The organism is Achromobacter xylosoxidans A8, assembly GCF_000165835.1.
Lineage (GTDB): Bacteria > Pseudomonadota > Gammaproteobacteria > Burkholderiales > Burkholderiaceae_B > Achromobacter > Achromobacter xylosoxidans_B.
The window spans coordinates 4,852,573-4,870,010 of record NC_014640.1; the positions used below are offsets into that span (position 1 = coordinate 4,852,573).

Consider the following 17,438-nt stretch of genomic DNA (forward strand, 5'->3'; position numbering starts at 1 on the left):
GTGCTAGCTTGCGCCCCCGGCGAGGGCGGCCCGCACGGCTTCCGAGCGGTCCCACAGGTTCGGCAGGGTGGCCGACGAATACCCGGACACGAAAGGCTTGGCCTGACCCGTCGCGGGATCATAGACATGGCGCGACACGGCGCCGATGTTGCCGCCGTAGAGATGCACGCTGATGGACACCCGGTCCGCATGAGCGTTGGACACACGATGGATATCGCCTTCGGCGGGCGACAGGCACTCCACGTCGCCCGGTTGCAGCGTGGTCGAGGCGTCCGCGGGCGCGACGCTGCCGTCCAGCCCGCGCACATAACGCTGGTTGACCTCGGCCCCGCGCAGCATGCCCACGTAGCCCCAGACCTCGTGATCGTGCACCGGCGTGAACTGGCCCGGCCCCCACACAAAGCTCACCAGCGAAAACCGCTCCAGCGGATCGCAGTGCAGCAGGTATTGCTGGTAGTACTGCGGATGCGGCGCGGTACAGGCCTCGGGCAGCCAGTCGTCATGGCGCACCAGGTCGGCGAACGCAGCCTGCAGTTCCGGCGTCTGCGCCAGCGCGGACGGCGTGGCCAGGCGGGTAGCGGTGGCGATGAAGCGGCGCAGCCTGTCCAGGCCGCCTTGAGATTCGGGCATTGCGTCTCTCCATGAATTCTGGAAATCCCAGATTGAAAAAACAGTATCCATGATTCAGGACAGATGCGCAGCCTTGCCCCTGTCGCCGCCCTGGTAATCGCGACTAGCCTTTCTTGACTGGCGCGAGCGCAGGCTTCGGCCTCACCACTTGCAGCCCCGATCCGTAACGGTATCGGCCAGCAAGAACGGCAAGGCCAGCAAGCCCATGTCCGCATGCGCGTTCTTGCACGGCGGCCGCGCGCTCTTGGCGATGCCCCGCGCGATCTCGGATTGTTCGACTGGCGCCTTGGGTCCGAGGCGCACGGCGGGTTCTCCGCGCGCCCGCGGCATGCCCGCCGCTTGCGCGTCTTCCGGGCGCCAGGCGAAATCGCGCCGAGGATCCGGCGCGCCTGACGATGCCGCGGGCGTCCCGTCCGATTGTGGCGCGGATGGCGCCGGCGCCCTGCGCGCGCCGGATCGTTGCCGCGGCGCCACCGCGGGAGCCGGCGGCATGTCGATGCGGGCGGGTTGAGCAGGCACGGAGCCGGACCTGTCCTGCATCTTTTGGGCCGGTAGCGCGGACGGCGCCTTGGCTGGCAGCAGATCCACGAAGAACGGCAGTTCCGGCGCGCGCGCGCCGCGCATGCCGACGGGCTCGATCCGCTCTCGCCACCACAACCCCGCAACCACCGCATGCAGCGCGCACGCCGCCAGCAGCGCCCACCATGCCACCCTTCTCGCGCGCGGCCGCGCATCCACGATTCCAGCCGCAGCCAGATGCATCGCCACCACTCGAACAGTACGCCCCGGACAGCGGGCAACGCGGCGATGATAGCCCCGAGCGCAGTGAAGATTTGTGAAGATATTGAGGGCTGATGTAGCGCACAATCATGTACTCAAGTCAGGCGAGGGGAAACCCCAAATCCCACCACCAGCACCCCGGGATACAGTGGCGGATAGGCTTCGCCGTGGAGATTATCATTCCGTTTTCCTGGAGACTTCCCGACGTGTTTGTGCGTTCGCCGGACGGTGTCTTGCACCGTGTGGTGCGCCACGCCACGACTACGGAAACCATCGCCCAACTTGAAAGCATGCCCAGCAATTACCACCTGGATTGCGAATGCATGCTCGATAACGGCGAGACCCTGCACTGGATCGGCGACAACCAATATCGCCAATTGAATGGCGGCGCCATTTTCACCGCCGAAGCTGCAACCACCACGCCTCGCGGCGATTCCCGCAAGAGCGCTGCCGCCAAGAGCAGCCTGCGCGACGCGCGCAGAAAAGCCGCGCCGCGCAAAGCCCCCGCGCAGGGGCAGAGTCATTTACCATTAGCTGTCGTCAATCTAAAAACCGGCAACGACTGGAGCCTGATACGCGCCTGGCGCGAGCATCTCAATATCAGCACCGCTGATATGGCTGCACGCCTGGGCGTGGACCACTCCATCTATATCGAACTGGAAAGGCCGCGCCCACGGCCCAGGCAGGTTATCCTGGACCGCGTATCCGAAGCCCTGGGCGTCTCTCCCGACCAGCTCGACGATTCATTGTTTGGAGGGCACTTTCATTAGCGCCCGGCGCGGGAACATCCAGCTTCCCGCCCCGGCGCACTGAAATGCCCGAACGACTTTGGCGCCGTATATCCAATGGCCCGCGCATGGAGGTATCGCATATGCTCGGCACCGCAAGACGATTGACCGACGTCCTCGCCACCGCGCCGGACGGCACGCTCTACCGCATTGAACGATTTGTCTCAGACCCCGACGCGTACTCCGCCTTGGGCACCTCGCGTTTCGATCCGAAGACGCATTGCATATGCCGCACCAGCACGGGCGAAAAGGTCTCGTGGCTAGGCGGACAGACCTACCGGCTCGTAAAGAGCGGCACCTCGCTGACGGCGGTGGACCGACGACGCCGCTAGGCGCAGGAGACCGCTGCCGCGGCGGCGGTCCCTTCCCCAAATCCTGCAAGACAGCCGCCCGGCGCGCGACATTGCGCACGTGCGGCGCAGGCGCTCGCGCTTGAGCCAGATCAAGGAATTCCGTGCACGCCCGGCAGTACGCTGGATGCACACATGGAAGATCGGCGCCGCCGCCGCGGCGCCCTCAGGCAACAGGCACCCGGCATGGCCAAGAAGTTTCCCTTGCACCCGAAGCACCCCGAACGCATATGCTGGGGCTGCGACCGCTATTGCCCTACCGATTCGATGGCTTGCGGCAACGGCTCCGGCCGCACCATGCATCCCGCCGAGACGCTGGGAGACGATTGGTACACGGTCGGCGACTGGGGATTCGACGCGGACGACAAAGCCCAAGCCCAGGCGCCAGTCCCACCTGCTCCGCGCTGACGCGACATTCCCGCCGCAAAACAAAAAAGGCCTTCGATCCAAGATCAAAGGCCTTTCTATTTTCTTTCTGTGTAAGCCAAGCAAGAAGCTTGGTGCGCCCGGCAGGATTCGAACCTACGACCCCCTGGTTCGTAGCCAGGTACTCTATCCAGCTGAGCTACGGGCGCTCCGAAAGAGGCGTGTTTATACCATGAAAAATAAAGCACGCGCAAATCGGCCCGACCAAACCGGTCGCCCACCCGTATCCAGCCGCCGGCGCATTCAGACTCTGACGGACCTTTTCCGCGCAATGCCTTCCACAAAACGCACGCAAAGGAAATAGTTCAGAAAACCCAGTTCATGCAGCCGCATTGCGAAACTTCCGCGTTCGAAAAATAATTGGCTTCCCGTGCATATAGGTCAAAACATGCGCCCACGAGCGGAAAGCAGCTTTTGCACGGGACCTCTCGCCGACGCCTGCAGCCGGGGTTCCCATGCCCCATATCGTCAGAAGGAACTTGCATGAAGATCAAGAATTCCTCGGGCGCGCTTCTCGTCGGCATCGCCGCCGCGATCCTGGCGGCCGGCTGTTCCACCGCGCCGAAAACGACGGAGTCCGGCTTCCTGCCGGATTACTCGCAGCTGCACCAGGCGCCCGCGCCCGACGGCGGCACCCGCCTGGTCTACCTGAATCCCGACTTCAACCCATCGCGCTATACCGCGGTCTGGCTGGAGCCCGTCGTGTATTACCCGGAGCCGCAGCCTTCCGCGGACGTTTCCCTGGAAACCCTCACCGAGATCCGCAATGCGGTCAACGAAACGCTGCGACGCAAGGTCGGCGAGCAGGTGCGGCTGGTTGATCGCGCCGAGCCCGGCGTCGCCCACATACGCATCGCCATCACCGCGGTGGGAACCTCGGAGCAAGCGCTGCGCGCCTATCAGTACATCCCCATCGCCTTGGTCATGACCGAGGCCCGGGCCGCCATGGATGGAGGCATGGCACGCAACGCGACTGTCGCCATCGAATCGCGGGTCACGGACAGCATGACGGATGAGTTGCTGTATGCCTCCGTGCGCGGCGGCACCGGCGAGAAGGTCGCCAACGCCACTCAGGGCGCGGGCGGCGTGCGCCTGTCCAAGCTGCAACCGTTGATCGATGAATGGACCACGGGCGCGGCGCGAGAAATCGGAAAGTACGTCCGGCAGCGGTAACGCAAGGCATCGGCCGGGCGCAGCCTTGCCTGCGCCACGGCTATTCGTGATTTTCAAACCATGATTTCGTTGGAGCGATCCTATGAAGCTGACACGCCGCACATTGAATGCAGGTGGCCTTGCCCTACTCGCAACCAGCGTCCTGGGCGCGCCAGCCCGAGCCGCCGATGGATTGGTCGCGGATTTTCCCGAAGGCGACGAGCAGTTCGGACTGGCAACGGATGTCTACGTCTATGCCTATCCCCTGGTGACGATGGAGATGACCAGAAGAGTCATCACCAACGTCGCGGAGCCCAAGGGGACGCGTGCGCCGATGGGACATCTCATCAAGCTGCGCCAGTATCCCGATGCCAAGTTCCGGGACGTGACCGCGCCGAACGCCGACACGCTCTACACCACTTCCTTCTTCGACGTCGGCGACGAGCCCTGGGTCGTCAGCCTGCCCGACATGAACGGACGCTATGCCCTGTTTCCGATGCTGGACGGCTGGACCACGGTATTCGACGTGCCCGGCAAGCGCACGACTGGCACGGGGGCCCAAACCTACGTAGTCAGCGGCCCCGGATGGGAGGGCGCGATTCCGCAAGGCATGACCCACTACAAATCCCCCACCAGCATCGTCTGGCTGCTGGGCCGCATCTACTGTACCGGCACGCCTGAAGACTATGCGCAAGTGCACAAGCTGCAGGACGAAGTGAAGCTCTGTCCATTGAGCGCATGGGGCAAGGACTGGAATCCGCCACCGGGCAAGGTCGACCCCGCCATCGACATGAAAACCTCGGTGCGCGACCAGGTCAACAACATGGACGCGGTCGAGTACTTCAGCTTGTTTGCCCAGTTGCTCAAGCGCAATCCGCCGAGCGCCGCCGACGCGCCCATCGTGGCGAAAATGGCTGCGATAGGCATCGTGCCCGGCCAGGACTTCGACAAGAACCAACTCGACCCCGCCATTGCCAAGCGCGTCCCGCAAGTCGGATTCGGGCGCATCATGACGCACTTCAAGGCCAGCGACGGCGACATCCAGGACATCGACGGCTGGGGGTTCACGACCAAGACGGGCATCTACGGCACCAACTACATCCAGCGGGCACTGATCACCGCGATAGGCCTGGGCGCCAACCGCCCGCAGGACGCCATCTACCCCACCTCCCTGAAGTCCGATACCGGCGCCATCAAGCGCGTCTACAACGGTTCCGAAAAATATGTGCTGACCTTCAAGAAGGGCCTCACTCCACCCGTCTCCGGCTTCTGGTCGTTGACGATGTATGACGCGAGCTACTTTTTCGTCGATAACCCGCTGAACCGCTACTCGATCAGCGCGCGCCAAGCCCTCAAGGCGAAGCCAGACGGTTCGATCGATCTGCTCATCCAGCATGAATCGCCCGGCCCCGACATGGAGTCGAACTGGCTGCCCGCCCCCAAGGGAAAGTTCATCCTGATGATGCGCCTCTACTGGCCCAACGAAAGCAACCCGTCGATCATCGACGGCTCCTGGACCTTGCCTCCCGTAAGAAGGGTCACCTGATACCGGCGCTGCACTCCGCCGGCGCCAGACCGGCTTTGCGTCCACGGCGGGCGTGATGGATTCGATTCATCACGCCCGCGGCTTGGGGAGGGTTTGCGATGAAAAAGATAGTCATGGGCTGCCTGGCTTGCGGGCTGCTGCAAGCCGGGGCCGCGCTGGGCGCCGAAGCGGATCCGGCTTCCGCGGCAGGCTCCCTGCCGTCAAATGAATGGCAGTTTTCGGTCACGCCCTACTTCTGGGCCGCCGGCCTGTCCGGCAAGACGTCGGTATCGCGTTCGCCCGTCATCGATGTCCACGCGGACTTCGACAAACTGTTGGACAACCTCGACTTCGGCGCCATGCTGATAGGCGATGCGCGCAAAGGCCGCTACAGCATATTCGGCGACCTGATCTACACCAAGATCGGCACGCAAGGAGATACGCCGCACGGCTTGCTGGCCAGCAGCGCGGACGTAAAGACTTCCACCTTCGCGGGACTGCTCGGGGTCGGCTATTCCGTGCTGGAAAACTCGCCGCATCAATTGGATGTGGTGGCCGGCTTGCGCGTCTGGTCGGTCGATACCGACATCACGCTCAAGGGCGCGCACCTGAATGGCAGAACGCGCAGCGACGGCGCCACCTGGGTCGACGGCCTGGTGGGCGTGCGCGGAAACTATGTCCTGAGTTCGAAGTACTACATCACCGGCTGGGGCCTGATCGGCGCGGGCGGGGCAGAAGCGGATTGGGATGTGGGCCTGGGCCTGGGCTACAACTTCAGCAAGAATGTCTCGGCGGCGATAGGCTATCGTGCGCTGGGCGTGGATTACAGCAGCGGCGGCTTCAAGTTCGATGCGGTGCTGCAAGGGCCGATGGCGGGCGTGACGATCCGCTTCTAGATGCGCTGGCGCAAAACAAAAAGGCCTTCGATACGAGATCAAAGGCCTTTCCATTTTCTTTGCTGTATTGACCAAGTGAACTTGGTGCGCCCGGCAGGATTCGAACCTACGACCCCCTGGTTCGTAGCCAGGTACTCTATCCAGCTGAGCTACGGGCGCTCCGGCAAAGAGGCAAAATTATATCAGAAAAATCTTGCCGTTTTTACTGCTTTTGCTACTGCTCTTGCCATTTACATGCTTATTCAATGCCGCACTGGCCGATTAAAACCAATCCAGAATCAAACTTGGTGCGCCCGGCAGGATTCGAACCTACGACCCCCTGGTTCGTAGCCAGGTACTCTATCCAGCTGAGCTACGGGCGCGTTTGCGTTTAAAAGCAAGCCTTGAATAATAGCGTTATTTCACGAAGCGCGCAAGTCAGACGCTGATAAATCCAAGCAAGGCTGCGACGGGCTCATGCCCGATCGAGCACGCTCAAGCCGTCCTGCCCGCCCCATCCAGCTTGGCCAGCAACACCCTCGCCTGCTCCACCACATCGCCGTCATTGGGCCGGAAGTCCAGCCGCAGCGCCTGCGGCAATTGCGTGAAGTGCGCGTGGCAGCTGCGCGCATAGGCCGGGTCGTAGTGGCGGTCTATCAGTTCCTGCGCCAGCGCGGCGCGCGCGCCGCTGTCGACCAGGGCCAGCCAGCCGCTCACGCGCTCGCGGCTGTGCAGGCCGATCATGCGCTGGAGCTGCGCCTTCAGCGATTCAGGATCGTCGAACAGATGCGCGTAATCCTGCAGCAAAAAGGCTGCGCGGTCCTCGCGGCTGGAGCGGACTTCGACGCACGGACTTGCATGCACCGCCGTCAACAGTGCCGCAGGCAAGGCGACCGCGCCGATCTTGCGACTTTCCGCTTCGACGAACACCGGCTTCGAGGCATCGAACGCGCGCAGGCTCTGTGCCAGCTGTGTATCGAAGCCCTTTTGCGAGGGCTGCGCAACGCCGGCCCAGGCGCCCAATAGCGAGCCGCGATGCGAGGCCAGGCGCTCCAGGTCCAGCGTCTGCGCGCCGGCCTGCTCCAACGCGTTCAACAAGCGCGTCTTGCCGCTGCCAGTGGGTCCGGCCAGCACGATGTAGCGCAAGCCCAAGGGCAGGCTTTCCAGCGCGTCCAGCGTGGCTTGGCGATAGGTCTTGTAGCCGCCGTCGAGCTGGCGCGCGCGCCACCCTATCATGTTGAACATCGTCGTCATGGCGCCGGAGCGCGTGCCGCCGCGCCAGCAATAGATCAACGGACGCCAGCCCTGGCGCCGGTCCGCGAAGGTGGTGTCCAGATGCGCGGCAATATTGCGCGCCACCAGCGCCGCGCCGACGCGCGAGGCCTCGAAGGGCGAGACCTGCTTGTACAGCGTACCCACCACCACGCGTTCTTCATTGCTCAGCACCGGAGCATTGATCGCGCCGGGAATGTGGTCGTCGGCGAATTCGAGCGGCGTGCGCACGTCGATGACTTCATCGAAATCGTCCAGCCGGTCGAGCGTGGCGAGCAGGTGTTTCAAGGGATCCGCGCCTGAAAGGGAATCTGCGATTTTCTCATGCGAGGCAGGCTCGCTCACATACTTGCCGCGAGCCCATGAAAAAACCCGCAATCACTTGCGTGATTGCGGGTTTTTTATCTCCGGTGCTGACCGAAGCCAGATCGGAGAGAATCTGGCGGAGATGGTGGGATTCGAACCCACGATGCAGTTTTTAGCCACATACTCCCTTAGCAGGGGAGCCCCTTCAGCCTCTCGGGCACATCTCCGAAGAGAACGAGATTCTAGCACGACTTTTTTCACTCTTGCCCGCTATCGGACATACATCGCAAAAAAAATCGTGCCGGAGTCTTATATCAAGCCTTTTCGCCAGGCGCCTGGTCCAGGCCGAAGGCCTTGTGCAGCGCGCGCACGCCCAGTTCCATGTACTTGTCGTCGATGATCACCGAGGTCTTGATCTCGCTGGTGCTGATCATCTGGATGTTGATGCCTTCTTGCGAAAGCGTCTGGAACATCAGGCTGGCCACGCCCACGTGCGAGCGCATGCCGATGCCGACGATGGAGACCTTGGCGACCTTTTCGTCGGTGGACAGTTCACGCGCGCCCACGGCGGGGATGACTTCGCGCTTGAGCAGATCGACGGCGCGGGCGAACTCGTTGCGGTTGACCGTGAACGAGAAGTCGGTCGTGCCAGCCACGGACTGGTTCTGCACGATCATGTCGACGTCGATGTTGGCAGCGGCGACCGGACCCAGGATGGAGAAGGCGATGCCGGGCTTGTCCGGAACGGCCAGCAAGGTGATTTTGGCTTCGTCGCGGCTGAAGGCGATGCCGGAGACAACGGCGGCTTCCATTTTTTCGTCTTCCTCAAAAGTAATCAGCGTGCCCGAGACCATTTCTTCTGCGAGCGGGATAAGCGGGTCGGTCAGCGAGGACAGGACCCGGACCGGCACACGGTATTTGCCGGCGAATTCAACCGAACGGATTTGCAGGACCTTGGAGCCCAGCGACGCCATTTCCAGCATTTCCTCGAAGGAAACGACGGCCATGCGGCGCGCTTCCGGCACCACGCGCGGATCGGTCGTGTAGACGCCGTCCACGTCGGTGTAGATCAGGCATTCGTCGGCCTTGATGGCGGCCGCCACGGCCACGGCCGAGGTGTCGGAACCGCCACGGCCCAGCGTGGTGATGTGGCCTTCGGGGTCGATGCCCTGGAAGCCAGTGACGATGACCACGCGGCCGGCGTCCAGATCGGCGCGGATGCGCTCGTCGTCGATCGACGAGATGCGCGCCTTGGTGAAGGACGAGTCGGTGCGCACGGGCACTTGCCAACCGGCATAGCTGCGCGCCGGCACGCCTTCGGCCTGCAGCGCGATGGCCAGCAGACCGCTGCTGGCCTGTTCGCCGGTGGCGGCAATCATGTCGAGCTCGCGGCTGTCGGGCTGGGGCGTAATCTCGCGCGCCAGGCCGAGCAGGCGATTGGTCTCGCCTGCCATCGCCGACGGAACAACGACAACCTGGTGGCCGGCAGCGTGCCACTTCGCGACGCGACGCGCCACGTTCTTGATGCGCTCGACCGAGCCCATCGAAGTACCGCCATATTTGTGAACGATCAGGGACATCTCGTACTCTGGCTGGGAACCCGCCGCAAAAGGTTGACGGGCAAAGCCGTATATTCTAGCGCGACGGTAAAAATTTGCGCAGCTTGTGCAAAATTCCGTCCACGCCGCGACTTTTGGGGGACACCAAGCGGGACGGGCCCGCCTACTCCCTGGGTTCGACCCAGACCCTGCCCCGGTGGCAACGGATGACGTGGCCGGCCTGCTCGACCCGCAACTGGCGGTCATGGCCCAGGCTGTGCAGCCCGCGCAGCTGGCGCAGCAGATCGCGCATCCTGGCGTCGGTCGGCATCCTGGCGCCATTGCGTTCCAGCCAGTGCCGCAGCACATGCGCCTGGCGCGCCTCGGACAATCCGCGCCACGCCTGCAGCGAAAAGCTGGCGCCGTCGCCGGAAGGGTCGAGCGTGGCGAAATCTTCCCGCGCCACCTCGTCAAGGATCTCGGCCGCCTCGCCCATGTGCCGCGCGTGCCGCGCGACGATGCCGCGCCACCCCGGCCAGCGGGCGTCCAGCACCGGGGCCAGCAATTCGCGCAGAGCGGCGCGCGTGTAGTGGGGATCGGCATTGGTGGGATCCTGCACCGGACGCCAGCCGGTGGCTGCCGCCACCGCATCCGCGGCATGCAGGATCGCGTCGCGGTCCACTTCCAGCCAGGGGCGCAGGTAGAGCAGGCCATCGCGCCTGGACACCGGCGCCATGGCAGCCATGCCGGCCAGACCGGTGCCGCGCAACAGGCGCAGCAAGACGGTTTCCGCCTGGTCGTTGCGATGATGGGCCAAAAGGATATGCGTCACGCCCTGCTCTCGCGCCAATTGCGCCAACGCGGCATAGCGGGCATCGCGCGCCGCCGCCTCGATCCCTTTGCCCGCGGCCTGGGCCACCTCGACCCGCGCCACCGACAACGGCAGCGCGAGCAGATCCGCCAGCGTGCGCACATGCTGCGTCCATGCATCGGCGGCGTCCTGCAAGCCGTGATGCACATGGAACAACATCAGTTCCATGCCCAACTCGCGCACCAAGGCGGCCGCGTGCACGGCCAGCATGGCCGAATCGGCGCCGCCGCTGAGCGCCACGGCGATGCGCGGTGGACGCTCAGGCAGAGCCAGCAAGGCCCGGCGCAGTGCCGTGATCAGTTCGGGCGAAACGGGAAGGGAATGAACGACGCCCGCCTCGGCCCGGTGCGTGGCGGCGGGCGTCTGGCGGGCGGTCATGGCGAGATGGCGCGTGGCGCGAGGCCGTGGCGCCGGCACATGGGCCGGCGCCCTGCCTGCTTCAGGCGCGCGCTTCCTGGTAGGCGCCGTAGGACAGCAGGCGCTGGACGCGCTGTTCCACGAGCTGTTCGGGCGTCATGCCCTGGAGCTGGCGCAGGGCATCGCCCAGCGCGCGGCGCAGCAGGCGGGCCATGACGCGGGGATCGCGATGGGCGCCGCCCACCGGTTCGTTGACCACGCGGTCCACCAGGCCCAGATCCTTCAGGCGCGGCGCGATGATGGCCAGGGCCTCGGCGGCCTCGGGCGCCTTGTCGGCGCTGCGCCACAGGATCGAGGCGCAGCCTTCCGGCGAAATCACGGCGTAGGTCGCGTATTGGAGCATCAGCACGGCATTGCCCACGGCGATGGCCAGGGCCCCGCCCGAACCGCCTTCGCCGATGATGGTGCAGATCACGGGGACCTTCAGCTCGGCCATGGCGTAGAGGTTGTGGCCGATGGCTTCGGACTGGCCGCGCTCTTCGGCGCCGATGCCGGGATAAGCGCCCGGGGTGTCCACGAACGTGAACACGGGAATGCCGAATTTTTCAGCCAGACGCATCAGGCGCAGGGCCTTGCGATAGCCCTCGGGACGCGGCATGCCGAAATTGCGCGCGGCGCGTTCCTTGGTGTCGCGCCCCTTCTGGTGGCCGATGACCATGCAGGGCGTGCCGTTGAAGCGCGCCAGGCCGCCGATGATGGACTGGTCGTCGGCGTACATGCGGTCGCCGTGCAGTTCATGGAAGTCGGTGAACATTTCGCGCACGTAGTCCAGCGTGTAGGGACGCTGGGGATGGCGGGCGACCAGGGCCGTCTGCCAGGGCGTGAGCTTGGCGTAGATTTCCTTGGCCAAGGTCTGGCTCTTCTGCTGCAGACGTCCGATCTCGTCGGAGATGTCTACGGCCGAATCGGCCTGCACGTAGCGCAGCTGCTCGATCTTGTTCTCAAGCTCGGCGAGCGGTTGTTCGAATTCCAGAAATGTATTGCGCATGTAGTGTGGTTCCGTAGATGGGCTGCCTGGCTTGCGTCAGTACTGGACCGGAGTCGGTTCCAGACTGCGCCACAGATACCAGGTCGCCACGGTACGCCAGGGTTGCCACGCCAACGAGACTTCGCGAGCCTCGAAACGCGAGACAGGCTCGCCGCTGAAATAGTGTAGCGAGATTGCCTTGAGCAACCCAGGATCATCCAGCGGCAGGACATCAGGCCGCTGCAGATTGAAAATCAAAAACATCTCCGCCGTCCAGCGGCCTATGCCCCGGATGGCGGTCAGTTCGGAAATGACGGCTTCGTCGTCCATTGCCGCCCATTTCTCGGGATGGACCCGGCGCTCGCCGAAATGCACGGCCAGGTCCAGCACGTATTCGGCCTTGCGCTGCGACAGCCCTGCCGCGCGCAAGCCTTCCAGGCCGACGCGCAGCACGGCGACGGGCGTGGGGCGCTTGCCCACGGCCTCGATGAACTGGGTCCAGACGGTGTCGGCCGCCTTGCTGGACACCTGCTGCCCGATGATCGCCCGCGCCAGCGTCACGAAAGGCGTGCCGCGCGACGTCAGCCAGACTTCGGGATGCTGGGGAATGATCTTTTTCAGGATGCGGTCGCGCCGCATCAGATGGGCTACGGCGGCTTCCCAATACTCGGGCTTGGGAATCTCGAGGTCGGCAGTGGACATGGCGGGCGGGTCCTGCGGCTTCAAGCCCGACGCCATTGCGTCAGGCCGCCCGGCTTGTCGTCGAGCTCGATGCCAGCTTCGCGCAGTTCCGCACGGATGCGGTCGGCTTCGGCGAAGTTGCGGGCCGCCTTGGCGGCCGCGCGCGCGTCGATCAAGGACTGGATGGCCTCGGCGTCCAGCGCACGGCGCTCGCCCTGTTCGATGGCCGCAGCGGAATAACGGGTGGGCGACTGGAAATACGCCGCTGGATCCTGCTGCAGCAGGCCCAGCAGGGACGCCAGCGCCTTCAACTGGCCGGCGCTGCGCGCGCTCTTGCCGCGATTGGCCTCGGAGGCCAGTTCGAACAAGGCCGCGATCGCGCCCGAGCTGTTGAAGTCATCGTCCATGGCCGCCTTGAAGGCCTGGGCCTGCGGCTCGTTCCAATCGATGCCCTGCGCGTCAGCGGGCACGTTCTGCAGCGCCTGGTACAGGCGATCGAGCGCGTTCTGCGCGTCGATCAGGTTGTCTGGCGTGTAGTTTTGCGGGCTGCGGTAGTGGTTGCGCACGATGAAGAAGCGCACCATTTCCGCTTCGCGCGGATTGACGCGGTAGACGGCCTGGTCGGCCGCCGGCTCTTCCTGGGCGATGGTCTGGCGGATGGTGCGGAAATTGCCCAGGGACTTGGACATCTTGTCCGAGTCGACCATGAGCGGACCGCAATGCATCCAGATATTCGCCAGCGTGCCGCCGAAGGCCCCCTCGGTCTGGGCGATCTCGTTTTCATGGTGCGGGAATTTCAGGTCCGGGCCGCCGCCATGGATATCCAGCGGCAGGCCCAGCAGCGATTTGCTCATGGCCGAGCACTCGATGTGCCAGCCTGGACGGCCCAGCCCATAGGGCGATTCCCACTTGGTATCGGCCGGTTCTTCCGCCTTGGCGGACTTCCACAGCACGAAATCCAGCGGATCACGCTTGGCCGAACCAACCGCCACGCGCTCGCCTGCGCGCAGGTCGTCCAGCGTCTTGCCCGACAGCTTGCCGTAACCGGCAAAACCACGGACAGCGAAATTCACGTCGCCATCGTCGGCTTGATAGGCCAGGCCGTTCTGTTCGAGCTTGCCGATGATGTCGAGCATATCGCCGACATATTCGGTGGCGCGCGGCTCGCGGTCCGGCGTCTCGACGCCCAGCGCGCGCTCGTCGGCGTGCATGGCGTCGATGTAGAACTCGGTGACTTCGCCGATGCGGCGGCCGGTCTCGACGGCGCGGCGGATGATCTTGTCGTCGATATCCGTGATGTTGCGCACATAGTCGACCGCCAGCCCGCTGGCGCGCAGCCAGCGCTGCACGACGTCGAACGACACCAGCATGCGGGCATGGCCCAGGTGGCAGAAGTCATAGACGGTCATGCCACACACGTACATGCGCACCTGACCGGCCTGGGCCGGCTTGAACGGTTCTTTGGTACGCGACAACGTGTTGTAGATTTGCAGCATGGCGCTTATAGGCTTTGTCTAAATTTTCCGTGGCGGTTGCGGAAAGTTGCTGCCGAAGGAAAATACCTTCGGCGCGTGCCGCCGGGCCGGATTTCGATCCCAGGCCATAATCCCACTGGCGCTGACCATTCCGAGCCCGCATTCGAAGGCCCGCATTCCAAGCCGGTTCCACGAACGATATCGCCGGGCTTCGTCCCCGATGTCGAGCCAAAACACAACCGGGGCTAAAATGGCGGTCGTCAAGTATAGCAAGCGGCCCGGTCGCGCGCGTAAGCGTCGGCCTGCCAAGACTTTTAACGGATGCCCAAGTGACTATCAAGCCGCGCTTTCGCGTCGCCCTGCTCGCCCTGGCCCTTGCCGGCGCACCGATTGGCGCCTCTCTGGCCCAGTCGATGGCCGGCGGCGGTGGAACCAACCCCAACGCCAACCGCACCACCCTGGATCCCATCCCGCCCGAGGGCGGCTGGGACAGCCTGGCCAAGCTGCTGGAAGCGGCCAAGCCGGGCGTCGACACGCGCCTGACGCCGTCGCCCTCGCAGATCACTACGTACATCGAGCGGCTGCTGAACCACGGCGACAACGAAGAAGCCCTGGCCATGATCGAAAAACGCCAGGAACAGATCAAGGACCAGCGCGGCACCGACGTGCAGCTGATGTTCCAGCACGCCCGCGCGCTGGCCGCCCTGAATCGCACCGACGAGGCCATCGGCGTCTATACCGAGATGACCAACCGCTTTCCGGAGCTTCCGGAACCTTGGAACAACCTCGCGGCTCTATATGCTGGCCGCGGCGAACTCGACCGCGCGCAGGACGCCCTGTCGATGGCCCTGCGCGCCGACCCGAACTACGCCGCCGCCCGCGCCAATATGGGCGACCTGCAACTTCTGCAGGCCTTAAGCACCTACAAGAAGGCCGCCAGCGACGGCGTGCCCGGCATGCAGGAAAAGGTCCGCGAAGTCGAAACCATGCTGAAGGATAAACACGCCAAATGATGTCCCGATACTCTCCCCTACACCTGCTGCGCCTGACGGCGTGCTCGTTCGCGCTGGCGGCATTCGCCCCGGCGCTCGTCAGCGCCGCCCCTGCGGCAAATTCCTCCACCTCCACCTCTGAAGGCACAAAAACCATGAGCACCAACCCCCGCGTCAAGCTCCAGACCAACCAAGGCGACATGGTCATCACCCTGGATGCCGCCAAGGCGCCCAAGACCGTCGAAAACTTCCTGACCTACGTCAAGGAAGGCTTCTACAACGGCACGGTGTTCCATCGCGTGATCGACGGCTTCATGATCCAGGGCGGCGGCTTTGAGCCCGGCATGAAGCAAAAGCAGACCCATGCCCCCATCGAAAACGAAGCCAACAACGGCTTGAAGAACGACAAGTACACCCTGGCCATGGCCCGCACCAGCGATCCGCACTCGGCCACGGCGCAGTTCTTCATCAACGTCTCCAACAACGACTTCCTGAACTTCACCGCGCCCACGCCGAATGGCTGGGGCTATGCCGTGTTCGGCACCGTGACCGAAGGCATGGACGTGGTCGACAAGATCAAGAACGTGAAGACCGGCAACAAGGGCTTCCACCAGAACGTCCCCAACGAAGACGTGATCATCGAGAAGGCCGAAGTTCTTGAATAAGATTGCGCTGTCCGGCCCCATCTGGCTGGCGTCCGACCTGCATCTGGGACCGGCCACGCCGGCCACCTCGGAGGCCTTCCTGGCCTTCCTGGAGGCCGCGCGCGAGGAAGCCGGCGCCCTGCTGCTGCCGGGCGACATCTTCGATGCCTGGATCGGCGACGACGTGATCCGCGCCGCGCCGCCGTGGCTCGCCACGGCGCTGACGGCGCTGCGCGACACGGCCAGCCGGATTCCGGTCTGGCTGGGCCGCGGCAACCGCGACTTCCTCATCGGGGAAGAGCTGGCCCAGGCCCTGGGCGCAAAGCTGCTGCCCGAGCCGGCGCTGCTGGAAACGGACTATGGCCAGATCCTGCTGACCCATGGCGACGAGTTCTGTACGGACGACGCCGCCTACCAGCAGTTCCGCGCAATGGTCCGCGATCCGCGCTGGCAGGCCGAATTCCTGGCCAAGACGATTCCCGAACGGCTGGCGATGGCGCAGCAGGCGCGCGGCGAAAGCCAGGCCGCCAACCAGACGAAATCCATGGAAATCATGGACGTCAACGCCGCCGCCATCGAATCCGTCTTCCGCGAAACCGGGGTGCGCGTGCTGGTGCATGGCCATACCCATCGCCCCGCCCGCCACGTGCTGGAAGTCGACGGCAAGAAGCGCGAACGCTGGGTCCTGCCCGACTGGGACTGCGACCATGTATCGCCGGCCCGCGGCGGCTGGCTGGTCATCGACCGGGACGGCCTGCAGTTCTACGACCTGGAAACGGAAGCCTAGCTCCCGGACGCGCCACATCGCGACGAAAAACAACGAGGGCCGCGCAAGCGGCCCTCGTCATTGCTGCTGCCGGCGCGCCGGCAGTGTCCTCGACGCTCAGCGCGTGAAGATCCAGGCAGCCACCACGCCGCCGAAGATGATCCGATACCAGGCGAACACCCGGTAGGTATGGTTGGCAACGAAGCGCAGCACGGCGCGCACCACCACCATCGCGCTCAGGAACGCGGCTACGAAGCCCACCGCGATGCCTGTCAGGTCGTGCTGGGTGAGCAGCTCCATGTTCTTGTACATGTCGTAGACCGCCGCGCCCAGCATCGTGGGCATCGCCAGGAAGAACGAGAACTCGGTGGCCGTCTTGCGCTGGATGCCGGCGATCATGCCGCCGATGATGGTGGCGCCGGAGCGCGAGGTGCCCGGGATCATGGCCAGGCATTGCGCCACGCCCACGCCCAGCGCCTGCTTCCAGGTGATCTGCTCCAGCGTGCGGGCCGTGGCCCGCTCGTCCGACGCCGTGTCGTCGGCCGCGCCCGGCATGTCGCCGGGCGTGTGGTGCGTCTTGCGCTCCACGTACAGCATGATCAGGCCGCCCAGCACCAGGGTCACGACCACCACGGCCGGGTGATAGAAGACGCTCTTGATGGACTTGATGAAGATCGCCCCGATGACGGCCGCCGGCAGGAAGGCGATGATCAGGTTGCGGGTGAAGGCAACCTCGCTGGGCACGCCGGTCAGCGTGCCGCGGATCAGCGTCAGCAGCCGCGCGCGGAACACCCACATCACCGCCAGGATGGAGCCCAGCTGGATCACCACCTCGAACACCTTGCCCTGGCTGGATTCGAAGTTGATCCAGTCTCCCACCAGGATGAGGTGGCCGGTGCTGGACACGGGAATGAACTCCGTCAGGCCCTCGATGATGCCCAGGATGAACGCTTTGATCAGGTATAGAGTGTTTTCGGTCACGA

The 17,438-nt window shown here is 64.4% G+C and carries 18 protein-coding genes and 4 tRNA genes; 9 read left to right on the top strand and 13 right to left on the bottom strand.

The window, feature by feature from the left end:
- Positions 1–3 precede the first annotated feature (3 nt).
- Together AXYL_RS22405 and AXYL_RS22410 are read right to left on the bottom strand one after the other, a co-directional pair.
- On the bottom strand, positions 4–630 hold the full coding sequence (locus AXYL_RS22405; RefSeq protein ID WP_013395150.1) for a cysteine dioxygenase: 627 nt from the start codon (positions 628–630) through the stop codon (positions 4–6).
- 141 nt (positions 631–771) lie between these two features.
- Entirely contained in the window at positions 772–1,392 is a 621-nt protein-coding gene (locus AXYL_RS22410; RefSeq protein ID WP_148260625.1) for a hypothetical protein, read from the bottom strand.
- A gap of 185 nt (positions 1,393–1,577) precedes the next feature.
- Here AXYL_RS22410 and AXYL_RS22415 point away from each other — a divergent pair, with 185 nt between their 5' ends.
- The 3 genes from AXYL_RS22415 to AXYL_RS22425 all read left to right on the top strand — a co-directional run bounded on the left by AXYL_RS22415 (position 1,578) and on the right by AXYL_RS22425 (position 2,956).
- The gene (locus tag AXYL_RS22415) at positions 1,578–2,180 is read left to right on the top strand and encodes a helix-turn-helix domain-containing protein (RefSeq protein ID WP_013395152.1); all 603 of its coding nucleotides are present in this window, start codon (positions 1,578–1,580) and stop codon (positions 2,178–2,180) included.
- A gap of 101 nt (positions 2,181–2,281) precedes the next feature.
- Positions 2,282–2,530 (top strand): hypothetical protein, encoded by a 249-nt coding sequence (locus AXYL_RS22420; protein WP_013395153.1) that lies wholly within the window; start codon positions 2,282–2,284, stop codon positions 2,528–2,530.
- A gap of 204 nt (positions 2,531–2,734) precedes the next feature.
- The gene (locus AXYL_RS22425) at positions 2,735–2,956 is read left to right on the top strand and encodes a DUF3079 domain-containing protein (RefSeq protein ID WP_041655893.1); all 222 of its coding nucleotides are present in this window, start codon (positions 2,735–2,737) and stop codon (positions 2,954–2,956) included.
- Positions 2,957–3,046: 90 nt separating this feature from the next.
- Here AXYL_RS22425 and AXYL_RS22430 read toward each other — a convergent pair.
- Positions 3,047–3,123: transfer RNA gene (locus tag AXYL_RS22430), tRNA-Arg, on the bottom strand.
- Between the two features lie 334 nt (positions 3,124–3,457).
- Between AXYL_RS22430 and AXYL_RS22435 the strand changes: the two genes are divergently transcribed.
- The 3 genes from AXYL_RS22435 to AXYL_RS22445 all read left to right on the top strand — a co-directional run bounded on the left by AXYL_RS22435 (position 3,458) and on the right by AXYL_RS22445 (position 6,547).
- A complete protein-coding gene (locus AXYL_RS22435) occupies positions 3,458–4,147 on the top strand; it encodes a DUF3313 domain-containing protein (protein WP_013395155.1) in 690 nt (229 codons plus the stop codon).
- An 82-nt stretch (positions 4,148–4,229) separates the two neighbouring features.
- On the top strand, positions 4,230–5,672 hold the full coding sequence (locus AXYL_RS22440) for a DUF1254 domain-containing protein (protein WP_013395156.1): 1,443 nt from the start codon (positions 4,230–4,232) through the stop codon (positions 5,670–5,672).
- Between the two features lie 98 nt (positions 5,673–5,770).
- On the top strand, positions 5,771–6,547 hold the full coding sequence (locus AXYL_RS22445) for a hypothetical protein (RefSeq protein WP_013395157.1): 777 nt from the start codon (positions 5,771–5,773) through the stop codon (positions 6,545–6,547).
- A gap of 82 nt (positions 6,548–6,629) precedes the next feature.
- Here the strand turns inward: AXYL_RS22445 and AXYL_RS22450 are convergent.
- From AXYL_RS22450 to cysS, 9 genes are all read right to left on the bottom strand, one after another.
- Positions 6,630–6,706 (bottom strand) — tRNA-Arg (locus AXYL_RS22450).
- Between the two features lie 126 nt (positions 6,707–6,832).
- Positions 6,833–6,909, bottom strand: a tRNA-Arg gene (locus tag AXYL_RS22455).
- Positions 6,910–7,021: 112 nt separating this feature from the next.
- A complete protein-coding gene (mnmH, locus tag AXYL_RS22460) occupies positions 7,022–8,086 on the bottom strand; it encodes a tRNA 2-selenouridine(34) synthase MnmH (protein WP_013395158.1) in 1,065 nt (354 codons plus the stop codon).
- A gap of 152 nt (positions 8,087–8,238) precedes the next feature.
- Positions 8,239–8,331, bottom strand: a tRNA-Ser gene (locus AXYL_RS22465).
- An 87-nt stretch (positions 8,332–8,418) separates the two neighbouring features.
- Positions 8,419–9,684, bottom strand: a complete 1,266-nt coding sequence (locus AXYL_RS22470) for an aspartate kinase (RefSeq protein ID WP_041654177.1) — start codon at positions 9,682–9,684, stop codon at positions 8,419–8,421.
- Positions 9,685–9,826: 142 nt separating this feature from the next.
- Complete coding sequence (gene tilS / locus AXYL_RS22475; RefSeq protein ID WP_041655896.1) at positions 9,827–10,801, bottom strand: tRNA lysidine(34) synthetase TilS; 975 nt, start codon at positions 10,799–10,801, stop codon at positions 9,827–9,829.
- Between the two features lie 151 nt (positions 10,802–10,952).
- Complete coding sequence (locus AXYL_RS22480) at positions 10,953–11,918, bottom strand: acetyl-CoA carboxylase carboxyltransferase subunit alpha (RefSeq protein WP_013395161.1); 966 nt, start codon at positions 11,916–11,918, stop codon at positions 10,953–10,955.
- A 36-nt stretch (positions 11,919–11,954) separates the two neighbouring features.
- Positions 11,955–12,599 carry a DNA-3-methyladenine glycosylase family protein gene (locus AXYL_RS22485; RefSeq protein WP_013395162.1) on the bottom strand — a complete coding sequence of 215 codons (645 nt, stop codon included), beginning with the start codon at positions 12,597–12,599 and terminating at the stop codon, positions 11,955–11,957.
- A gap of 20 nt (positions 12,600–12,619) precedes the next feature.
- Complete coding sequence (gene cysS, locus AXYL_RS22490) at positions 12,620–14,074, bottom strand: cysteine--tRNA ligase (protein ID WP_013395163.1); 1,455 nt, start codon at positions 14,072–14,074, stop codon at positions 12,620–12,622.
- Positions 14,075–14,382: 308 nt separating this feature from the next.
- Here cysS and AXYL_RS22495 point away from each other — a divergent pair, with 308 nt between their 5' ends.
- The 3 genes from AXYL_RS22495 to AXYL_RS22505 all read left to right on the top strand — a co-directional run bounded on the left by AXYL_RS22495 (position 14,383) and on the right by AXYL_RS22505 (position 16,476).
- On the top strand, positions 14,383–15,066 hold the full coding sequence (locus AXYL_RS22495) for a tetratricopeptide repeat protein (RefSeq protein ID WP_013395164.1): 684 nt from the start codon (positions 14,383–14,385) through the stop codon (positions 15,064–15,066).
- Between the two features lie 134 nt (positions 15,067–15,200).
- Complete coding sequence (locus tag AXYL_RS22500; protein WP_041654179.1) at positions 15,201–15,710, top strand: peptidylprolyl isomerase; 510 nt, start codon at positions 15,201–15,203, stop codon at positions 15,708–15,710.
- Positions 15,703–16,476 (top strand): UDP-2,3-diacylglucosamine diphosphatase, encoded by a 774-nt coding sequence (locus AXYL_RS22505; RefSeq protein ID WP_013395166.1) that lies wholly within the window; start codon positions 15,703–15,705, stop codon positions 16,474–16,476. The genes AXYL_RS22500 and AXYL_RS22505 overlap by 8 nt, the downstream gene beginning before the upstream one ends.
- A gap of 96 nt (positions 16,477–16,572) precedes the next feature.
- Here the strand turns inward: AXYL_RS22505 and AXYL_RS22510 are convergent, their stop codons facing one another.
- Complete coding sequence (locus AXYL_RS22510; RefSeq protein ID WP_013395167.1) at positions 16,573–17,436, bottom strand: undecaprenyl-diphosphate phosphatase; 864 nt, start codon at positions 17,434–17,436, stop codon at positions 16,573–16,575.
- Positions 17,437–17,438 lie beyond the last annotated feature (2 nt).

Coding starts and splice junctions, on each gene's coding strand:
- AXYL_RS22405 (WP_013395150.1), bottom strand. CDS start 630: ATGCCCGAATCTCAAGGCGGCCTGGACAGGCTGCGCCGCTTCATCGCC.
- AXYL_RS22410 (WP_148260625.1), bottom strand. CDS start 1,392: ATGCATCTGGCTGCGGCTGGAATCGTGGATGCGCGGCCGCGCGCGAGA.
- AXYL_RS22420 (WP_013395153.1), top strand. CDS start 2,282: ATGCTCGGCACCGCAAGACGATTGACCGACGTCCTCGCCACCGCGCCG.
- AXYL_RS22425 (WP_041655893.1), top strand. CDS start 2,735: ATGGCCAAGAAGTTTCCCTTGCACCCGAAGCACCCCGAACGCATATGC.
- AXYL_RS22435 (WP_013395155.1), top strand. CDS start 3,458: ATGAAGATCAAGAATTCCTCGGGCGCGCTTCTCGTCGGCATCGCCGCC.
- AXYL_RS22440 (WP_013395156.1), top strand. CDS start 4,230: ATGAAGCTGACACGCCGCACATTGAATGCAGGTGGCCTTGCCCTACTC.
- AXYL_RS22445 (WP_013395157.1), top strand. CDS start 5,771: ATGAAAAAGATAGTCATGGGCTGCCTGGCTTGCGGGCTGCTGCAAGCC.
- AXYL_RS22470 (WP_041654177.1), bottom strand. CDS start 9,684: ATGTCCCTGATCGTTCACAAATATGGCGGTACTTCGATGGGCTCGGTC.
- AXYL_RS22480 (WP_013395161.1), bottom strand. CDS start 11,918: ATGCGCAATACATTTCTGGAATTCGAACAACCGCTCGCCGAGCTTGAG.
- AXYL_RS22485 (WP_013395162.1), bottom strand. CDS start 12,599: ATGTCCACTGCCGACCTCGAGATTCCCAAGCCCGAGTATTGGGAAGCC.
- cysS (WP_013395163.1), bottom strand. CDS start 14,074: ATGCTGCAAATCTACAACACGTTGTCGCGTACCAAAGAACCGTTCAAG.
- AXYL_RS22500 (WP_041654179.1), top strand. CDS start 15,201: ATGAGCACCAACCCCCGCGTCAAGCTCCAGACCAACCAAGGCGACATG.